Annotated in this window: 17 protein-coding genes; 12 read left to right on the forward strand and 5 right to left on the reverse strand. The window is 67.7% G+C overall.

The genetic code is table 11. From position 1 onward, the window contains the following. The 3 genes from phbB to ACIQ3R_RS07295 all read left to right on the forward strand — a co-directional run. A partial coding sequence (gene phbB / locus ACIQ3R_RS07285) for an acetoacetyl-CoA reductase (RefSeq protein WP_397416801.1) occupies positions 1-517 on the forward strand: 517 nt, incomplete at its 5' end. 332 nt (positions 518-849) lie between these two features. Further along, positions 850-1,557: a DUF4908 domain-containing protein gene (locus tag ACIQ3R_RS07290; protein ID WP_397416837.1), complete on the forward strand. Its 708-nt coding sequence runs from the start codon at positions 850-852 to the stop codon at positions 1,555-1,557. 87 nt (positions 1,558-1,644) lie between these two features. Further along, complete coding sequence (locus tag ACIQ3R_RS07295; RefSeq protein WP_397416804.1) at positions 1,645-2,475, forward strand: hypothetical protein; 831 nt, start codon at positions 1,645-1,647, stop codon at positions 2,473-2,475. Between the two features lie 7 nt (positions 2,476-2,482). On the opposite strand, the gene ACIQ3R_RS07300 is transcribed toward ACIQ3R_RS07295, so the two are convergent. Further along, positions 2,483-2,704: a hypothetical protein gene (locus ACIQ3R_RS07300; RefSeq protein WP_397416806.1), complete on the reverse strand. Its 222-nt coding sequence runs from the start codon at positions 2,702-2,704 to the stop codon at positions 2,483-2,485. A gap of 46 nt (positions 2,705-2,750) precedes the next feature. Here ACIQ3R_RS07300 and ACIQ3R_RS07305 point away from each other — a divergent pair, with 46 nt between their 5' ends. From ACIQ3R_RS07305 to ACIQ3R_RS07330, 6 genes are all read left to right on the forward strand, one after another. Beyond that, positions 2,751-4,277: a UbiD family decarboxylase gene (locus tag ACIQ3R_RS07305; protein WP_397416808.1), complete on the forward strand. Its 1,527-nt coding sequence runs from the start codon at positions 2,751-2,753 to the stop codon at positions 4,275-4,277. A gap of 9 nt (positions 4,278-4,286) precedes the next feature. Further along, entirely contained in the window at positions 4,287-4,688 is a 402-nt protein-coding gene (locus ACIQ3R_RS07310; protein WP_397416810.1) for an MAPEG family protein, read from the forward strand. A gap of 26 nt (positions 4,689-4,714) precedes the next feature. Then, entirely contained in the window at positions 4,715-6,046 is a 1,332-nt protein-coding gene (locus ACIQ3R_RS07315; protein WP_397416812.1) for a TldD/PmbA family protein, read from the forward strand. Continuing rightward, positions 6,043-6,834, forward strand: coding sequence for a 3'(2'),5'-bisphosphate nucleotidase CysQ (locus tag ACIQ3R_RS07320; RefSeq protein WP_397416815.1), 792 nt, complete (start codon positions 6,043-6,045; stop codon positions 6,832-6,834). The genes ACIQ3R_RS07315 and ACIQ3R_RS07320 overlap by 4 nt, the downstream gene beginning before the upstream one ends. Before the next feature lie 21 nt (positions 6,835-6,855). After that, the gene (locus tag ACIQ3R_RS07325) at positions 6,856-7,089 is read left to right on the forward strand and encodes a DUF4170 domain-containing protein (RefSeq protein ID WP_397416817.1); all 234 of its coding nucleotides are present in this window, start codon (positions 6,856-6,858) and stop codon (positions 7,087-7,089) included. 151 nt (positions 7,090-7,240) lie between these two features. Beyond that, on the forward strand, positions 7,241-7,720 hold the full coding sequence (locus tag ACIQ3R_RS07330) for an SRPBCC domain-containing protein (RefSeq protein ID WP_397416819.1): 480 nt from the start codon (positions 7,241-7,243) through the stop codon (positions 7,718-7,720). Between the two features lie 9 nt (positions 7,721-7,729). Here ACIQ3R_RS07330 and ACIQ3R_RS07335 read toward each other — a convergent pair whose 3' ends face one another. The 3 genes from ACIQ3R_RS07335 to ACIQ3R_RS07345 form a co-directional block, all read right to left on the reverse strand. Continuing rightward, a complete protein-coding gene (locus ACIQ3R_RS07335; protein WP_397416822.1) occupies positions 7,730-9,070 on the reverse strand; it encodes an acyl-CoA dehydrogenase family protein in 1,341 nt (446 codons plus the stop codon). A 75-nt stretch (positions 9,071-9,145) separates the two neighbouring features. Then, positions 9,146-9,556, reverse strand: coding sequence for a hypothetical protein (locus ACIQ3R_RS07340; protein WP_397416824.1), 411 nt, complete (start codon positions 9,554-9,556; stop codon positions 9,146-9,148). Between the two features lie 47 nt (positions 9,557-9,603). Next, positions 9,604-10,845 carry a class I SAM-dependent methyltransferase gene (locus ACIQ3R_RS07345; protein WP_397416827.1) on the reverse strand — a complete coding sequence of 414 codons (1,242 nt, stop codon included), beginning with the start codon at positions 10,843-10,845 and terminating at the stop codon, positions 9,604-9,606. A gap of 234 nt (positions 10,846-11,079) precedes the next feature. Between ACIQ3R_RS07345 and ACIQ3R_RS07350 the strand changes: the two genes are divergently transcribed. From ACIQ3R_RS07350 to ACIQ3R_RS07360, 3 genes are read left to right on the forward strand one after another with little or no spacing between them, the layout of a single operon-like run. Further along, positions 11,080-12,141: an FkbM family methyltransferase gene (locus ACIQ3R_RS07350; RefSeq protein ID WP_397416829.1), complete on the forward strand. Its 1,062-nt coding sequence runs from the start codon at positions 11,080-11,082 to the stop codon at positions 12,139-12,141. A gap of 4 nt (positions 12,142-12,145) precedes the next feature. Next, on the forward strand, positions 12,146-12,952 hold the full coding sequence (locus ACIQ3R_RS07355; protein ID WP_397416831.1) for an NAD-dependent epimerase/dehydratase family protein: 807 nt from the start codon (positions 12,146-12,148) through the stop codon (positions 12,950-12,952). Then, positions 12,949-13,602, forward strand: coding sequence for a hypothetical protein (locus ACIQ3R_RS07360; protein ID WP_397416833.1), 654 nt, complete (start codon positions 12,949-12,951; stop codon positions 13,600-13,602). The genes ACIQ3R_RS07355 and ACIQ3R_RS07360 overlap by 4 nt, the downstream gene beginning before the upstream one ends. Position 13,603: 1 nt before the next feature. Here ACIQ3R_RS07360 and ACIQ3R_RS07365 read toward each other — a convergent pair. Then, the coding region (locus ACIQ3R_RS07365; protein WP_397416835.1) for a tetratricopeptide repeat protein at positions 13,604-15,864 on the reverse strand (2,261 nt) is incomplete at its 5' end.

Genomic DNA, 15,864 nt, shown 5'->3' on the forward strand with positions numbered 1-15,864 from the left:
GAAGCAGCTCGGCCCCATCGACGTGCTGGTCAACAACGCCGGCATCACGCGCGACGGGGTGTTCCACAAGATGACCTCCGAGCAGTGGAGCGAGGTCATCCGGGTCAACATGGACTCGCTGTTCAATATGACCCGGCAGGTGATCGAGGGCATGCGCGACCGCGGCTGGGGCCGCATCGTCAACATCTCGTCCATCAACGGCCAGAAGGGCCAGATGGGCCAGACCAACTATTCCGCCGCCAAGGCCGGGATGATCGGCTTCACCAAGGCGCTGGCCCTTGAAAACGCCCGCAAAGGCGTGACGGTCAACTGCATCGCGCCCGGCTACATCGACACGGAAATGGTCCAGGCGGTGCCGGAGAAGGTGCTGGAGGGCATCATCGCCCAGATCCCGGTCGGGCGCCTGGGCAAGGGCGAGGAAATCGCCGACATGGTGGCCTTCCTGGCCGGCGAGCGGGCCGGCTATGTCACCGGAACCACGCTTGCGCTCAATGGCGGCCAGTACATGGTCGGGTAGGGTCGGAGACTGTGAACTTGGGTCAAAGGTTCGTGGCTGAGCCTCCCAACGAGGTCATCCCGGACGCGCGTCAGCGCGATCCGGGACCCAGCATTTCGGGTCCTGCGACTGGCTCCCGGCTCTACAGCCCGCTGAACGCGGGCCTCCGGCCGGGATGACCCGCGGAATTCGGATGATGTTGAGCCGAGTTCCGAGCTTTGCCGGCAAAGCCCGATTGCGTTCGGCGTCCAAAAACCGCCCTGATCACGGCGCATGACCCAGGCCGTATGATAAGCTTCAGGACGGCAGAGACGACGGCGACGCGCCGGCGGCTGGCGGTCGGCTTGGCCGCGATGGCGGTCCTGGCGACGGCCTCGCCGCTGATGGCCGGTCCTGCCGACCGCCTGCGCGACGGCCTGGCCCGCGGTCGACCGGCTGACGCCGATGATCCGCCGCTGGCCCGTTATGTTTCCGAGCAAGGCCGGGTGTTCGTCCTCGACCGCACCCAGAACGCCGCACTGCTGAAGTTCGAGGACAGCCCGGAGGTCTGGGCCTTGGCCCCCAGCCCGGCCCCGCGCGGCGATGTGATCTACAAGAACGACCTCGGCCAACCGGTGCTGCGGGCCACCCGCCTGGGCGGCTACACCCTCTTCGCCGGCGCCCGGCCGGGCGGCGAGGCCGTTTCGATGGCCGGCGGCGGCGCGCCCCTGCGCCTGGCCCCGATGAGCCCCCAGGCGGTGTTTGAGCGCCTCGCCCAATCCAGTCTGCGCGCCAGCCGCGCCGCACGGCGACCGATGTACTTCGAAGCCGAGGCCACGCCCGCTTCCTCGGCTCTGATCGCCGACGCCGCCATCCTGGCCAGCCTCGCCATCGTCCGTATGGCCCAGGGGCCAGAGGGCCGCGCCGCATTGGCGCGCTTCAGCCGGGTTCGCTTCGCCGCCGGCAAGACCGTCGAGGCCGACCTGAAGGACGGTGTGCTCTCGATCGTCGTGGCGCCCCAGGCCGGCATGGCGGGTCGGCCGTCGTCGGAGAAGATCCTGCGGGCCGCTCAGGAGCGGTAGGGGCCTACTGCGCTTGACGCCGCGCCCCACCGAGCCCAGCCTTCGATCCAGGGTCCGGCGCCAAAGACCGGGCCATCGGAGGACCCCATGAGCGAGACGCTGTCAGCGGAAACCTGGGTCGGTCCGTTCCGCACCCCGCGCAACGCCCATTCCGAAGCGCCGGGATCGATCCACAACACCTCGGTCGCCTCCAGGCTCGGCTTCAAGGGCGGCACGGTGGCGGGCTCGGTGCACATGGACCAGTTCGTGCCGCGCCTGCTCGATCTTTACGGCCCGGCCTGGTTCGAGACCGGCGGGATGTCGCTCTACTTCACCCAGGCCACGGTTGATCGCGAAGATGTCCGGGCCGCCGTTGCGACGGGCGAGGATCGCGTGCGGCTTTCGATGTTCAATCGCGACGGCGCGATGATCTGCCAGGGCACGGCTTCGATCGCACCGGACGCGGCTTCGGAACTGGTCGGCCGAATGGCCGGGCAGGCGCCGGTGGAACCGGGCCGCTTCCGCATCCTGGCGGCTGTCGAACTGGGCGCCGAGAGCCGAGGACTCGCGGTCACGATCACGCCCGAGCGCCTGGCCGAGCACCTGGAGCTGATCACCGAGAACCTCCCGGCCTATGCGGATGGCGTGCTGCCGCCCTCGCTGGTGATCGGCCTGACCCACCAGGCGCGCGGCGGCGCGGTCGGCAAGGCGACCCAACCGCACGTCGGCCTGTTCGGCGCGCTCGAGGTGCAGCACCTGGCCGGGCCGCTCAAGGCCGGCGTCAGCTACGGCGCGCGCACCAGAATCCTGAAGCTCACCGAGAGCCCCAAGACCGAGAACGCCTGGTATGAGGTGGTGCTCGACCACGACGGACGCGATGTGGCCCGGGTGGTCTACTACCTGCGCTTCCTGAAGGCGTCGTCGCCGCTCTGGGGGTAGAGGCCCCTCAAAACCCATCCTCGATCGCTGCGCGAAAGTCTTCGGCCACCTCACGCAGGGACTGTTCGGGCGAAGGCGGCGGCTCGGTCGCAACCCCTGCCTCGTTTGAAGCGGTGAGCCGGCCGACCACCACCCCGTTCTGGACCAGAATCAGTTCATCGCCGTTGGAGAGGCCGCTCAGCAGGGCGGCGATCTTGGGCGGAAGGTCGTCAAGGTCGAGGCGGGCCATGCGGCCATCCTAGACCCCCGCGACGGGTGCAGGTAAAGCCCCGGACATGGCCTACCGGTCCCTCCGCGAGTTCCTCACCAAGCTTGAAGCCGCCGGCGAGCTCGTCCGCGTCTCCGAACCGGTCTCCACCGCGCTGGAGATGACCGAGATTCAACGGCGCCTGCTGCGCGACGGCGGCCCGGCGGTGCTGTTCGAAAATCCCATCCGCGCGGATGGCCAGCCCTCGACCATGCCCTGCCTGGTTAACCTGTTCGGCACCGTGAAGCGCGTGGCCATGGGCGTCACCATGGATGGCCGCGAGCGCACCACGGCCGGCGACCTGCGCGAAGTGGGCGAACTGCTGGCCTTCCTGCGCCAGCCCGAGCCGCCTCGGGGCCTGAAGGACGCGATGGAGCTGCTGCCGCTCGCCCGCACGGTGATGAGCATGCGGCCCAATATCCGCAAGACGGCGCCGGTGCAGGAGGTGGTCTGGAAGGGCGATGCGATCGACCTGAACAAGCTGCCGATCCAGGGGTGCTGGCCCGGAGAACCCGCGCCGCTGATCACCTGGCCGCTGGTGGTCACCAAGGGCCCGTCGACCGCTCGCGAGGACGACTACAACCTCGGCATCTATCGCATGCAGGTGCTGGGCAAGGACCGGGCGATCATGCGCTGGCTCGCCCATCGCGGCGGCGCCCAGCATCACCGCCGCTGGAAAGCCGAGGGCAAACGCGAACCCCTGCCCGCCTGCGCGGTGCTCGGCGCCGACCCGGGCGTGATCCTGGCCGCCGTGACGCCGGTGCCCGACACGCTGTCGGAGTATCAGTTCGCGGGGCTGCTGCGCGGCGCCAAGGTGGATCTGGTTCCGGCCAAGACCGTGCCGCTGATGGTCCCCGCCCAGGCCGAGATCGTCATCGAGGGGCATGTGCATCTCGACGAGTACGCCGACGAGGGGCCCTACGGCGACCACACCGGCTACTACAATTCGGTCGAGCGGTTTCCGGTGTTCGAGGTCAGCGCGATCACCATGCGGCGTGACCCGATCTACCTCACCACCTTCACCGGCCGGCCGCCGGATGAGCCGAGCGTTCTGGGCGAGGCGCTGAACGAGGTCTTCATCCCGCTGATCCGCCAGCAGTTCCCGGAGATCGTCGACTTCTGGCTGCCGCCGGAGGGATGCAGCTATCGCATCGCCGTGGTCTCGATGAAGAAGGCCTACCCCGGCCACGCCAAGCGGGTGATGATGGGCGTCTGGAGCTACCTGCGGCAGTTCATGTACACCAAGTGGGTGATCGTCGTGGACGACGACATCAACGCCCGGGACTGGAAGGACGTGATGTGGGCGGTCTCCACCCGCATGGACCCGGCCCGCGACATCACGCTGATCGAGAACACGCCTATCGACTACCTCGACTTCGCCTCGCCGGAGAGCGGGCTGGGCTCGAAGATCGGGCTCGACGCCACCGACAAGTGGCCGCCGGAAACCCATCGCGAGTGGGGCCAGAAGCTGGCCATGGACCCTGGCGTAGTTGCCGCAGTCACGGAGAATTGGTCGCGCCTGGGCCTTCCCGGCGATGGCCGACCGGTGGAATAAAACGAAGCTATGGACATCCAGGCCTCCGCCCACGCCGCCGCCCTCTGGGCCGGACTCTGCCTGATCCTGCTGGTGGTTCTGGCGGTGCTGGTCACCCGCCAGCGGCGCAAGCATTCGGTCGAGCTGGGCGACGGCGGCGTCCCTGCGCTGACCCGGGCCATCCGGGCCTTCGGCAACGCAACGGAATATGTGCCCGCGGCCCTGGCCGGGCTGGCCCTGCTGGCGCTGGTCGGAGCGCCGCCGCTGCTGATTCATCCGATCGGATTGATCCTGTTCGTGGGCCGCGTGCTGCATGCGGTGGGCCTGTCGCGATCCAGCGCCGCGACGCTGGCGAGAGCCGCCGGGGTGCTCGCCACCTGGGTCAGCCTGATCGCCATGGCGGCGGCGCTGATCTTCTACGCCTTCCCCTAAGCCTCGGCCTCGGCCATATGCGGCCGATGGAAGAGACCTTGTTGAATGATGTGGTGGCCCAGGCGCTGAAGGCCGGTGCCGATGCGGCCGAGGCCGTGGGCGCGGAGCGCCGCAGCCTGTCGATCACCGTGCGCGACGATGCGCTCGAGGAAGTCGAACGGGAAGAGTCCCGCGACCTGGGCCTGCGGGTCTTTGTCGGCCGACGCCAGGCGAGCGTGTCGGGCTCTGACATCTCGGCCGAGGCGCGCGCCCGGCTGATCGAGCGCGCCGTCGCCATGGCCCGGCTCGCGCCGGAGGACCCCTATGCCGGGCTGGCGGACCCGGATCGATTGGCGCGCGGCCCCTTGCCCGCCCTCGACCTGTTCGATCCCGAAGAGCCGGACGCCGAGGCGCTGGAGGATCGCGCACGCATCGCCGAGGCCGCCGCGCGCGGCCACAGCGGCGTGACCAACACCGACGGCGCCAGCGCCGGCTGGTCGTCGTCGCGCTGGACCCTGGTGACCAGCGGCGGCTTCGCCGGCGTCTATCAGGCTTCGGCGTCCTCGATCGGCGCCTCAGCCATCGCCGGCGACTCGGACGGCATGGAAACCGGATATGAAGGCCGCTCAGCCCGCTGGCGCACCGACCTTCCGCCGCCCGAGCGAATGGGCCAGGAGGCCGGGCGTCGCGCCGTCGAACGGCTCGGCGCGCGCAAGATCGCTTCGACTACCGCCCCGGTGATCTTCGAGAACCGGCTGGCGGGTTCGCTCATGGGCCCGCTGATCGGCGCCATCTCCGGTCCGGCGATCGCGCGCGGCGTTTCGTTCCTCAAAGACAAGCTCGGCCAGCGGATCTTCGCACCGGGCGTGGTGATCCGGGATGATCCGCACCGCGTGCGGGGCCTCGGCTCCTCGCCGTTCGACGACGAGGGCGTTGTGAACGGCCCGCACAACCTGATCGACGACGGTGTGCTGACGACCTGGCTGTTGAACGCGTCATCCGCCCGGCAGCTGGGGCTCGCGACCACGGGCCATGCATCCCGCGGCCTGGCCTCGCCGCCCGGCGTTTCGGTCTCGAACCTGACCTTCCAGCCCGGCGACCGGGATCAGGCCGGCCTGATGGCCGACGCCGGCGCCGGCCTGCTCGTCACCGCGATGTTCGGCCCGTCGCTCAATCCCAACACCGGCGACTGGTCGGTGGGCTGCTCCGGCTTCTGGTTCGAAGGCGGCCAGATCGCCTATCCGGTCAACGAGATCACCGTGGCCGGGAACCTGCTGGAGATCTTCGGTCGCGTGGTTCCGGGCTCGGACCTGGAGATCCGCGGGGCGTCCAACGCCCCCTCGCTGCTGGTGGATGGGCTGGCCATCGCGGGTCGATGAACTCTGATCTCGACCTGATCGCCGAGGCGGCGCGAGAAGCGGGCGCGCTGGCCCGCGACCTGCGCCGACGCGGCCTGGAGGTGGAATACAAGAGCGCCGACCGCAGTCCGGTCACCAATGCCGACCTCGCCGCCGACCGGCTGCTGACAGAACGCCTGCGCGGGGCGCGTCCGGACTATGGCTGGCTGTCGGAAGAGACGGCCGATGATCCCGCCCGCCTTGAGGCGCGACGCATCTTCGTGGTCGACCCTATCGACGGCACCCGCGCGTTCCTCAAGGACCGGCCCTGGTGGTCGGTGGCCATCGCGGTCATTGACGACGGCCGTGTCGTGGCCGGCGCGGTCTATGCGCCCGAAGCCGATGCGCTCTATCTCGCCGCTGAGGGACAGGGCGCCACCCGCAACGGTGAGGCCATCCGGGCCAGCGGCGCGGACGCGCTCGAGGACTGCCGGATGGTCGGCGATCCTATGGTGTTTCGCCACGCCGCCTGGCCCACGCCCTGGCCGTCGATGCGGGTCGAGCCGCGCAGCTCCACCGCCTACCGCATGTGCCTGGTCGCGGAGGGTGACTTCGACGCTGCGGTCGCCCCGGTCGCCAAGTCGGACTGGGATGTGGCCGCTGGCGACTTGATCGCGCGGGAGGCCGGCTGCTTCGTGGGCGACCACCGGGGCGACGTCTTTCGCTTCAACCGTCCGCGCCCGTCACAAGCCAGCCTGATCTGCGCGACGCCGGCCCTTGCGCCATTGATCCTGGCGCGCTTCCGGCCTATGGCCACGCCCCAGAACTGATTTCATATGCAACGAATAGCCATGCCCGACAGAAAACTGCTCCATCTGGTGATCGGCGGCGAGTTGATTTCGCTGGAAGGTCCGCCGGAGTTCAAGGACTTCACGAAGATCGACTTCGTGGGCGCATATCCCACCTACAACGACGCCGTCCGCGCCTGGCGGGCCAAGGCCCAGCAGACCGTCGACAACGCACTGATGCGTTACTTCGTGCTGCACGCCCACAAGTTGCTCACGCCCGACGCCGAAGAGGATTGAGGGCTGAGACTCGCCCAGCGGACGCAGGATAAACCCTGGGGTTGAATCGGCTTGAATCGTCGCCTGGACCCTCTACCTCGTGTTTGCTGAGTCATGCCCTCCGCAGGACCGCAACTCGGGAACCCTCTCGCCTCCGGCGGGTTGGTGACCCATGATACTGATCGACATGAAGACGCTGACCAGAGCACTTGAGATCGAGGCCCCGCCGCAGGAAGTCTGGCGGGTGCTGACCGATTCGGAGCTCGTCCGGGAATGGGCGGCCGCCTACGGCGAAGGCATGTCGATCCGCACCAACTGGCGTGAGGGCGGCGCGGTGGCCTGGCGTGACGCAGATGGCGCGGTCCGGGCCGACGGCCGGATCGCAGCGCTTGAACCGATGCGCCTGCTGAAGTTCGAGTATTCCCAAACCGAGCTCGGCGACAGCCAGGCCTATGTCGACACCTACGCGATATCGCCGACCCTGCGCGGTGCGCGCCTGGAGTTCACCAGCGGCCCGTTCGAGGACAAGGTCGCCGACCGGATCGACCGGCAGGTCGCCGCCGCCATCATGGAAATCAAGAGTCTGGCCGAAGAGTCGGCCGAGATTCATCGGCTGAAGTCGCCGAAGGCGGCAGGCGCCGCCAACGGCTGACTTTCTTCCTTAGTTCCGGAACACCGCCGACATCGACGAGTCGTTCGGGCCTTCGCGGAACTGCTGCAGCTCGTTGCGGCCCACCACCATGTGGTGCACCTCGTCCGGGCCGTCGGCGATCCGCAGGGTGCGGGTCGAGGCGTACATTCCGGCCAGCGGCGTGTGCTGCGAGACACCCAGCGCGCCGTACATCTGAATCGCCTGGTCGATGATCTTGCAGACCCGCTCGGGCACCATCGCCTTGACCATATGGATCCAGACCCGGGCCTCGCGATTGCCCAGCACGTCCATCGCCTTGGCGGCCTTGAGCACCATCAGGCGCATGGCCTCGATCTCGATCCGCGCACGGCTGACGATCTCAAGGTTGCCGCCCAGCTGGATGATCGGCTTGCCGAACGCCACGCGGCTCATGCCGCGCGTAACCAGCAGATCCAGCGCCTTTTCGGCCGAGCCGATGGCGCGCATGCAGTGGTGAATCCGGCCCGGGCCGAGGCGAAGCTGGCTGATCTCGAAGCCGCGGCCTTCGCCGAGCAGCATGTTGGAGGCCGGCACGCGGGCGTTGTTGAAGCGGATATGCATGTGGCCGTGCGGCGCATCGGGGTTGCCGAACACGTGCTGCCCACCGACGATTTCGACGCCCTCACAGGGAAGCGGCACAAGGATCTGCGACTGCTGCAGCTGGGGCGGATCATGCTCGCCGCCGGTCCGCACCATGCAGATCATCACCTTGCAGCGCGGGCTGCCGGCGCCGGAGATGTAGTGCTTCTCACCGGTGATGACGTACTCGTCGCCGACGCGCACGGCGCGGGTGTCGATGTTCTTGGCGTCCGAGCTGGCGGTGTTCAGTTCGGTCATGCAGTAGGCCGAACGGATCTTCCCCTCCAGCAGGGGCTCCAGCCATTGCTTCTTCTGCTCCGGCGTACCGACCCGCTCCAACACTTCCATGTTGCCGGTGTCAGGGGCGGCGCAGTTCATGATCTCAGAGGCCAGCCGCACCTTGCCCAGCTCGACGGCGATATAGGCATAGTCGAGGTTTGAGAGGCCCTCGCCGGTTTCGGCGTTGGGCAGGAAGAAGTTCCAGAGGCCGGCGGCCTTGGCCTTGTCTTTGGCGGCTTCCAGCACGTCGAGCTGGCCCGGCGCGTACTGCCACGGGTCAGGGCGGCCTTCGCCCAGGCGGTGGAACTCCTCGGAGGCCGGCTCGGCCACCTCCTTGATGAACGCCTTGACCGCGTTGAACAGCGGCAGCGCCTTGTCCGACATCCGCAGATCGTTGAGCTCATCCTGCGGGCTCAGTTGGAAGCCGGACTGGGCCTTGGCGGCGGCCTGCGGACGATCTGAGGTCATGGTCATGGGTTCGCTCCCTGCGAGTTTGGTTCAGTCTTGCCCCAGAGGGGTAATTCAAACAAGCGTTTTACGGGTGTACGGCTACTTCACCGGTGCATCATCCGCCTTGGCGCAGACCGCTGCGACGAGGGCGACATTGTCGGCGCCGGTCGCCTTCTTGGGCGTGTCGGACCGCCAGGTGGACTTGATGTCGAGGGGCGCCGAGGGCTTGTAGGAGCCCAGCGTGATCAGGTTCCTGTCCTTGCAGTCGATCGCCACGACGCTGCCCACGCCATCGGGCTTCCCGGGGCTGGACGGGCCGATTTTGGCGGAAGGCTTGGCGACCGCCTGCATGACCACCAGCCGGCCGCTCGTGCGATCCCGGTAGGTGTAATCGGCGTCGTAGGACCAGACGATGCCGCCGTCGGCGTCGATGTACTTCACCCAGTTCTCGGCAGAGGCCTGAGCGGCGGTCAGCGACAGGGCCGCGGCGATCAAGAGGGTGTGGCGCATGGGCAAGGCGTCTCCGGTCGAGGTCTTTGTTTGAGGTCTCGGCGACCCTAGTGGCCCTTTGCAGGCGCCTCCAGTGGTTTTGACTTCTGGCCGCCCTTCTTGGCGAACGCCGCCTCGGCCTCGGAGATGTAGTCGCGGGTGATCGGCAGCACGTCCACCCGCTTGGCCAGCTGAACCTGCCATATGTACTGGCGGCGGTGGCGGAAGCTTTGCTCGGAAATGCCGAGATAGAATTCAAACATGCGGCAGAACCGTTCGTCATAGAGCTCGGCGATATCGGCGCGGGCGGCCGCAAAGCGGTCGCGCCAATGGCGGATGGTCTCGGCGTAGTGCAGCCGCAAGATCTCGATATCTGTAACGATGAGGCCCGCCCGCTCGATTGCCGGAAAGATCTCCGATAGCGAGGGCGAGTAACCGCCGGGGAAGATGTACTTGTCGATCCAGCCATTGGTGACGCCTGGCGTCGGGCGGCCGATCGCATGGACAAGGCCGACGCCGTCGTCCTTCATCAGGCGGGCCACGCCGTCAAAGTATTCCTGATAATTGGGCCGGCCCACCGCCTCGAACATGGCCACCGACAGCACCCGGTCATAGGTCCCCTTGAGGTCGCGATAGTCGGTCAGCGAGAACCGCGCTTTGTCGGTCACGCCCTTGGCCTCGGCGCGGGCCTGGGCGACCTTGAGCTGCTCGATAGACAGCGTGATGGCGTCGACCGTGACGTCGGCCTCCTCAACCAGCCCCAACGCCAGCCCGCCCCAGCCGCAGCCGATCTCCACCACCGACTGGCCCGGCGACAGATGCAGCTTGGCGGCGATGTGTCGCTTCTTGGCGAGCTGCGCCTCCTCCAGCGTCATGTCGGGACGGGCGAAGTAGGCGCAGGAGTACTGCATGTCCTCGTCGAGGAACCGCCGGTAGAGATCGTAGGAAAGGTCGTAGTGGTGGGCCACGTTCTTGCGGGCGGCGACCCGGTCGTTGGCCTCGCGCAGCGTGCGCCGCAGCCAGCGACGAAAGCCGTTGCGCGACGGCGGCTTGTTCTTGGCGTTGGCGCCGATCAGATCGATGAAGTCGGCGATGCCGCCGGTCTCGAGCACCAATCCGCCGTCCATATAGGCCTCACCCACGCCGAGACCCGGCTTGGCGGCGATTCGCGCGGCCCAGGCGGCGCTTGTGACCCGCGCCACCAGCGGCGGCCCGGAGCCATCGCCCAGCCGCACCTGCGACCCGCCGGGCAGCTTGATGGTCAGGTCGCCCTCGCGCACCAGGCTGCGCAGCACCGCTTGAAGAGCCATTCGGCGTCGTCCCCCAAGAGCCCTACAGGTTCAGGTGGCGCCACCTGAACGGGATGAAAAAGGCTCGAAATCAAAAGTTTAGAGCGTCTCATGACCGAGAGCCGGCTTCCACTTCTCGGAAGACGCTCTAGATCTAGCCGCGCACACTAGCGAGCGGCCCGGCGATTCCAAGCGTGGCCGCACGGGCGGGCTTTCTGCTAGAGGACCGATCCAACCTACGGATTCTATCGACCCATGGCTCAAGACCCGGCGCGCGAGGCGCTCAAAGCGATCGGCGCGGCGCCCGAACACCGCGGCGCATTCATCCGCCAGATGCTGGCCTTCGAGGCCGCCATCGACGCGCCCGGCGTGGACGTGCGGGAGACCCTCACCGGCCCGCTGGTCGATGCTCTGCATGATGACGACCAGGTGGTGCGGAAGACGCTCTCGACGGGCGTGGCCTTCGAGTTTCTCTATCGCTCGAAGATCGCCCGGGACTTTGTGATGTCACAGCCCGAGGCGCCCGACCACGCCTGGGAGCCGATGACCAGCCGCATCCTGGTGGACCTGGCCAGGGGCGGTAAGCAGGTGGTGATCGGCGGGGCCTATTTCGGTGATCACGCTGTGCTGATCGCACGCGAGATCGCCGCCGGCGGCGGCGTGGTCCACGCTTTCGAACCCAACAGCGACCAGCGCGGCATGCTGATGCGCAACGCGGGCCTCAACGGGCTCTCCAACATCATTCCGCGCTCGGAAGGCCTGTGGCACGACTCCACCACCAATCTGAAGCTGGTGGGCTATGACAGCTTCGCCAACGCCGAGGTGGCGGAAGCTGGCGACGACACCTTCAAGACCGTGACCATCGCCGACTATCTGGCGGCGTCCGGAGTCTCGAACCTCGATCTGATCGTGCTCGACATCGAGGGCGCGGAACTGGGCGCGCTCAAGGGCGCTGCGCCCTTCCTGGCGGCTCCGAAGGGCCAGGCGCCGTCGATCCTGTTCGAAGTGCACCGCCACTATGTCGACTGGTCGAAGGGGCTCGCGAACACCGAGATCGTGCGTCTGCTGACCGATAACGGCTACACGGTGTTCGCCCTCCGTGATTTCAATTCCAACTACGACCTCTCAGCCCATCCGGTGGAGCTGATCCCCGTGGAGTCGGTCTATCTGGAAGGCCCGCCGCACGGGTTCAACATGGTGGCGGTCAAGGACCCGGAGCGGTTCGACGGACCCGGCTATCGCATCGTCCGCGACGTGAGCCCCAAGTACCTGCGCCACAAGGACCCGGCGCTGCACCATCCCATCGGCGGGCTGTAGGGCTTTGGGTGCGGCCGCCACCGTCGTCGGCGCGGCTGGCTTCGTCGGCGCCCGCCTTGCCGCCCGGCTCCGCGCCGAACAGCGAGAAGTCTGGGCGCCGGCCAAAGGCGATCCCGAGCTGTTCGAACGCGACCTCGGAACCGTCTTCTACTGCGCGGGCCTGACCGCCGACTACGACGCCCGACCCTTCGACACGGTGGCGGCGCACGCCAGTTTGCTCAGCGAACTGATCCGGGCCGATCGCTTCGAGCGGCTGGTCTATTGCTCGTCCACCCGGCTCTATGACGGCCAGCGCAAGGCCGAGGTGCATGAGGCCGAACCGCTGGTGTTCGATCCGGCCGATCCGCGGCGGGTCTATGATCTCTCCAAGGCGTTGGGCGAAAACCTCACCCTGGCCCGCACCGGCGGCCGGGGCGCGGTGGCGCGGCTCTCCAACGTCTATGACGGCCAGGACGGTGCGCCGGGGTTCCTGTCGGAGTGGCTGATCAAGGCCCGGACGAGCCGCGACATCACGCTGGACTCCAGCCCCAACATCGCCCGCGACTACATCCACCTCGATGACACCGCCGCCGCCTTGATCGCGATCGGAGACCGGGGTCAGGGCGTCTACAACGTCGCTGCTGGCCGGCTCTCCACCAACGCCGACATCGCCCGGGTGTTCGAAAGCGCGGGTTGGCGGGTCGGCTTCACAGGGGCGGCCAATCCACCCCCACCGCCCAACGCCAGCGCCGCACGTCTGGCGGACCTTGGCGTTGTCGCCCGGCCGGTGGAGGATGTGGTCGCCGACTATCTGGAGGGACTGAAGGCGTGAAGCTGCTGGACCACACCCGCGAAAGCCTGGCGGCCTATCTCACCGCCCAGTGCGCCGCAGTCGTTCCCGACGGCCGCGAGGCGGAGTTCCGCAAGGCTGTCGATGCTCACCTCGACGAAGCGCTGCAGCGGATGCACGTCTGCCTCAACGCCTGCGCGCCATGGCGGCCGGACCAGTTCAACGTGCTGCAATCTTCGCAGCACTGCATCTTCCTGTACTACCTCTCCAATACGATCTGGCGGCGTTCGGGCGACACGGCGGCGGCGACCCGGCTGTTCCTGATGAACAAGGCGCTGAACGGCATCGACCTCTTCTACGAGATCGCCATGCCGGAGGTGTTCTACATCGGCCACTCGGTGGGCATTGTTCTGGCCAAGGCCACCTACGGGAACTACCTGGTGCTCTACCAGAATTCCACGGTCGGGCGGCACAAGGACCAGATTCCGGTGATCGGCGACCGGGTGGTGCTCTACCCGAACACCGCGGTCATCGGCCGCACCGTGATCGGCGACGACGCGGTGCTGAGCCAGGGGACCAGCGCCGTGAACAAGACTGTGCCGCCGGGCGTGATCGCGTTCCGCAGCGGCGGAACCGATCTGGCGTTCCAGCCTCGGCCGGATGACCTGCTGAAAGAGTACTTCCGACTTTAGCTCAGCCCGCCCGGCGGGTCACAGCGCCGTGGATCAACTCGTAGAAGTCGGCGGCGAAGCGTTCGGTCTGGCCCAGGGGGCTGGCGCGGAGCTGGTCGCGGATCACGGCCCGCAATGCACGCCGGCGAGGCTCGTCCGCGGCCAGTTCGGTGGCCAGGCGGACATATGCGTCGAGATCCCGCGCGCAGAGGTCGCCCAGGCCCGCATTGGACAGGATCGAGTAACTCAGCCGCTCGAAAAACGCCTCGCCGACCAGGCTGACCAACGGCACGCCCATCCACAGGCTCTCGGTCGTCGTCGTGCCGCCGGTGAGCGGGAACGGGTCCAGACTGACATCGATCTGATTGTAGAACGGCAGGTGCGCGCCGCGCACCGCATGGAAGATCAGACGGTCCTCGGTGACGCCTTCATGAGCGAACTGCGCGGCGATGTTGCGGCGGAAGCTGGCGCCGGAGCCCTCGGGTCGGATGAAGGCGAACTTGGATCCTGGCGTGGCCGCGACCACGCGGGCCCACTGGCGCAGGACGTCGCGGGTGTATTTGTGCGGGTTGTTGGCGGTGCCGTAGGTGATGAAGCCGTTCCGGGCGCTGGGCGGCTCGGGCTCCATCGCATTGCGGTCAGAGAAGAACTGCTGGCCTAGCGCCAGCCAGGTCTTGGGCATCACCAGCGGCGTCTCGACCAGATATTCCGGCTTGGTCGGATTGCTGAACGGATCGCAGACGAAATAGTCGATGGTCGAGAGCCCGGCGGAGTGGGGGTAGCCGAGCCAGCTCGCCTGCACCGGCGCCGGCTTGTAGGCCATCACTTCCAGCCGGTTCATGTGGGTCGAGCCGCCGAGCTCGATCAGGATGTCGAGATTGTCGTCGGCGATGGCCTGGGCAGCGGCGTGAGTCGAGATATCAGGCCACCAGCGATAGGCCTGGATTCGGCTGGCGATGTGGCGGTGCGCGGCGTCCTCGCGGCCGGTGTTGTAGGAATAGACATAGACCTCGAAGCGCGGATCGACGTGGTCGAACAGCGGCATGGCGAAGTAGCCGACCGGGTGTTGCCGCAGGTCGGACGACATGAAGCCCAGCCGGATCTTGCCATCCTTGGGGCGCGGCGGCGGGCGCTGGATCGGGCGGCGGGCGGCCGTGGCCTCGGCCTCCCGACCCCAGATTCTGTGCTGTTCGACCAGCTCAAGCCGGTCTTCCTCGCCGCGCACCCGGGCGAGCTGTTTCAGGAGCGCGGTATGGCGGCCGTGGCTGGCCCAGCTGCGGCCCAGAGTCCTGAAGTCGCCGATGGCGTCGATGGCGTCAAAATCGGCGACGCGGGTGAAGACGTCGCTCATGATCTTGTTGGCGCCGTCCGTGAATTCCAGCCTGCGCGGCAGGAGCGTAAGCGCCAGCTGGTAGGCCTCCTCGATGTGACCGCCCTCGTCGCCTGCACGGGTCCGCTCCAGGGTCTCGACCAGGGCGGTTGCGTAGTCGAGCTTTGCCGGCTCGAGCTGATGAGCGCGGCGCAGGTGCGTATTGGCCCGCTCCCGCTCGCGGTCGCCCACCAGCATGCCGAGCTGATAGTGCAGCCAGGCGGCGTCGGGATTGGTCGGCAGGAGTTCGGTGAGCCAGGCCTCGCAGCGCGCGGAGTCGCCCGCCCGGCGCATGACCATGGCCTTACCTTCCAGCAGACGCGGCTCGGAAGGATTCTGAGCGATGGCCTTGTCCAGCACCGCTTCAGCCTCCGCGCTCCGGAAGTCGTCGTTGAGCGCGCCGACCATGTCGAGCCAGGCGTCGATGTTGTCGCGCTTGACGCTGACCGCCTGGCGAAACCGCATCATCGCCGGCTCAATCTTGCCCTGGCGCGCCAGCGCCTTGCCGAGTTGGCGCTGGTACTCGCTGTTGCGCGGGTCGGCCCGGACCAGGCGCGTGAACACAGCCTCGGCCTTGCCGCCCTCGCGCAGGTCGAGCAGCACATTGCCGAGGTTCTGTTGGGCGGCGAGGTCTTTGGGCCGCACCTTGATCGCCTGCTCCAACTGCTGCGCGGCCTCAGGCTGGCGCTTCAGCTTCCGCAGCAGCACGCCGCGTGTGTTCATCAGGTCGTAGTCGCGGGGATGCCGTTCCAGCCCGCGCGCGGCCCAGGCCTCGCCCTCGGCGAAACGGCCGGCGTTGTAGAGCTGGACCACCAGGGCTCGGTAGACCTGGATCGTGCGCTGCGGGTTCTCGGTCACAGCCGCGACCAGGTGCGTGATCGCCTCGTCCCGCCGCCCGGCCTGCAGCGCACCCT

Origin of the sequence: Phenylobacterium sp. (assembly GCF_044371015.1) — a bacterium.
Lineage (GTDB): Bacteria > Pseudomonadota > Alphaproteobacteria > Caulobacterales > Caulobacteraceae > Phenylobacterium.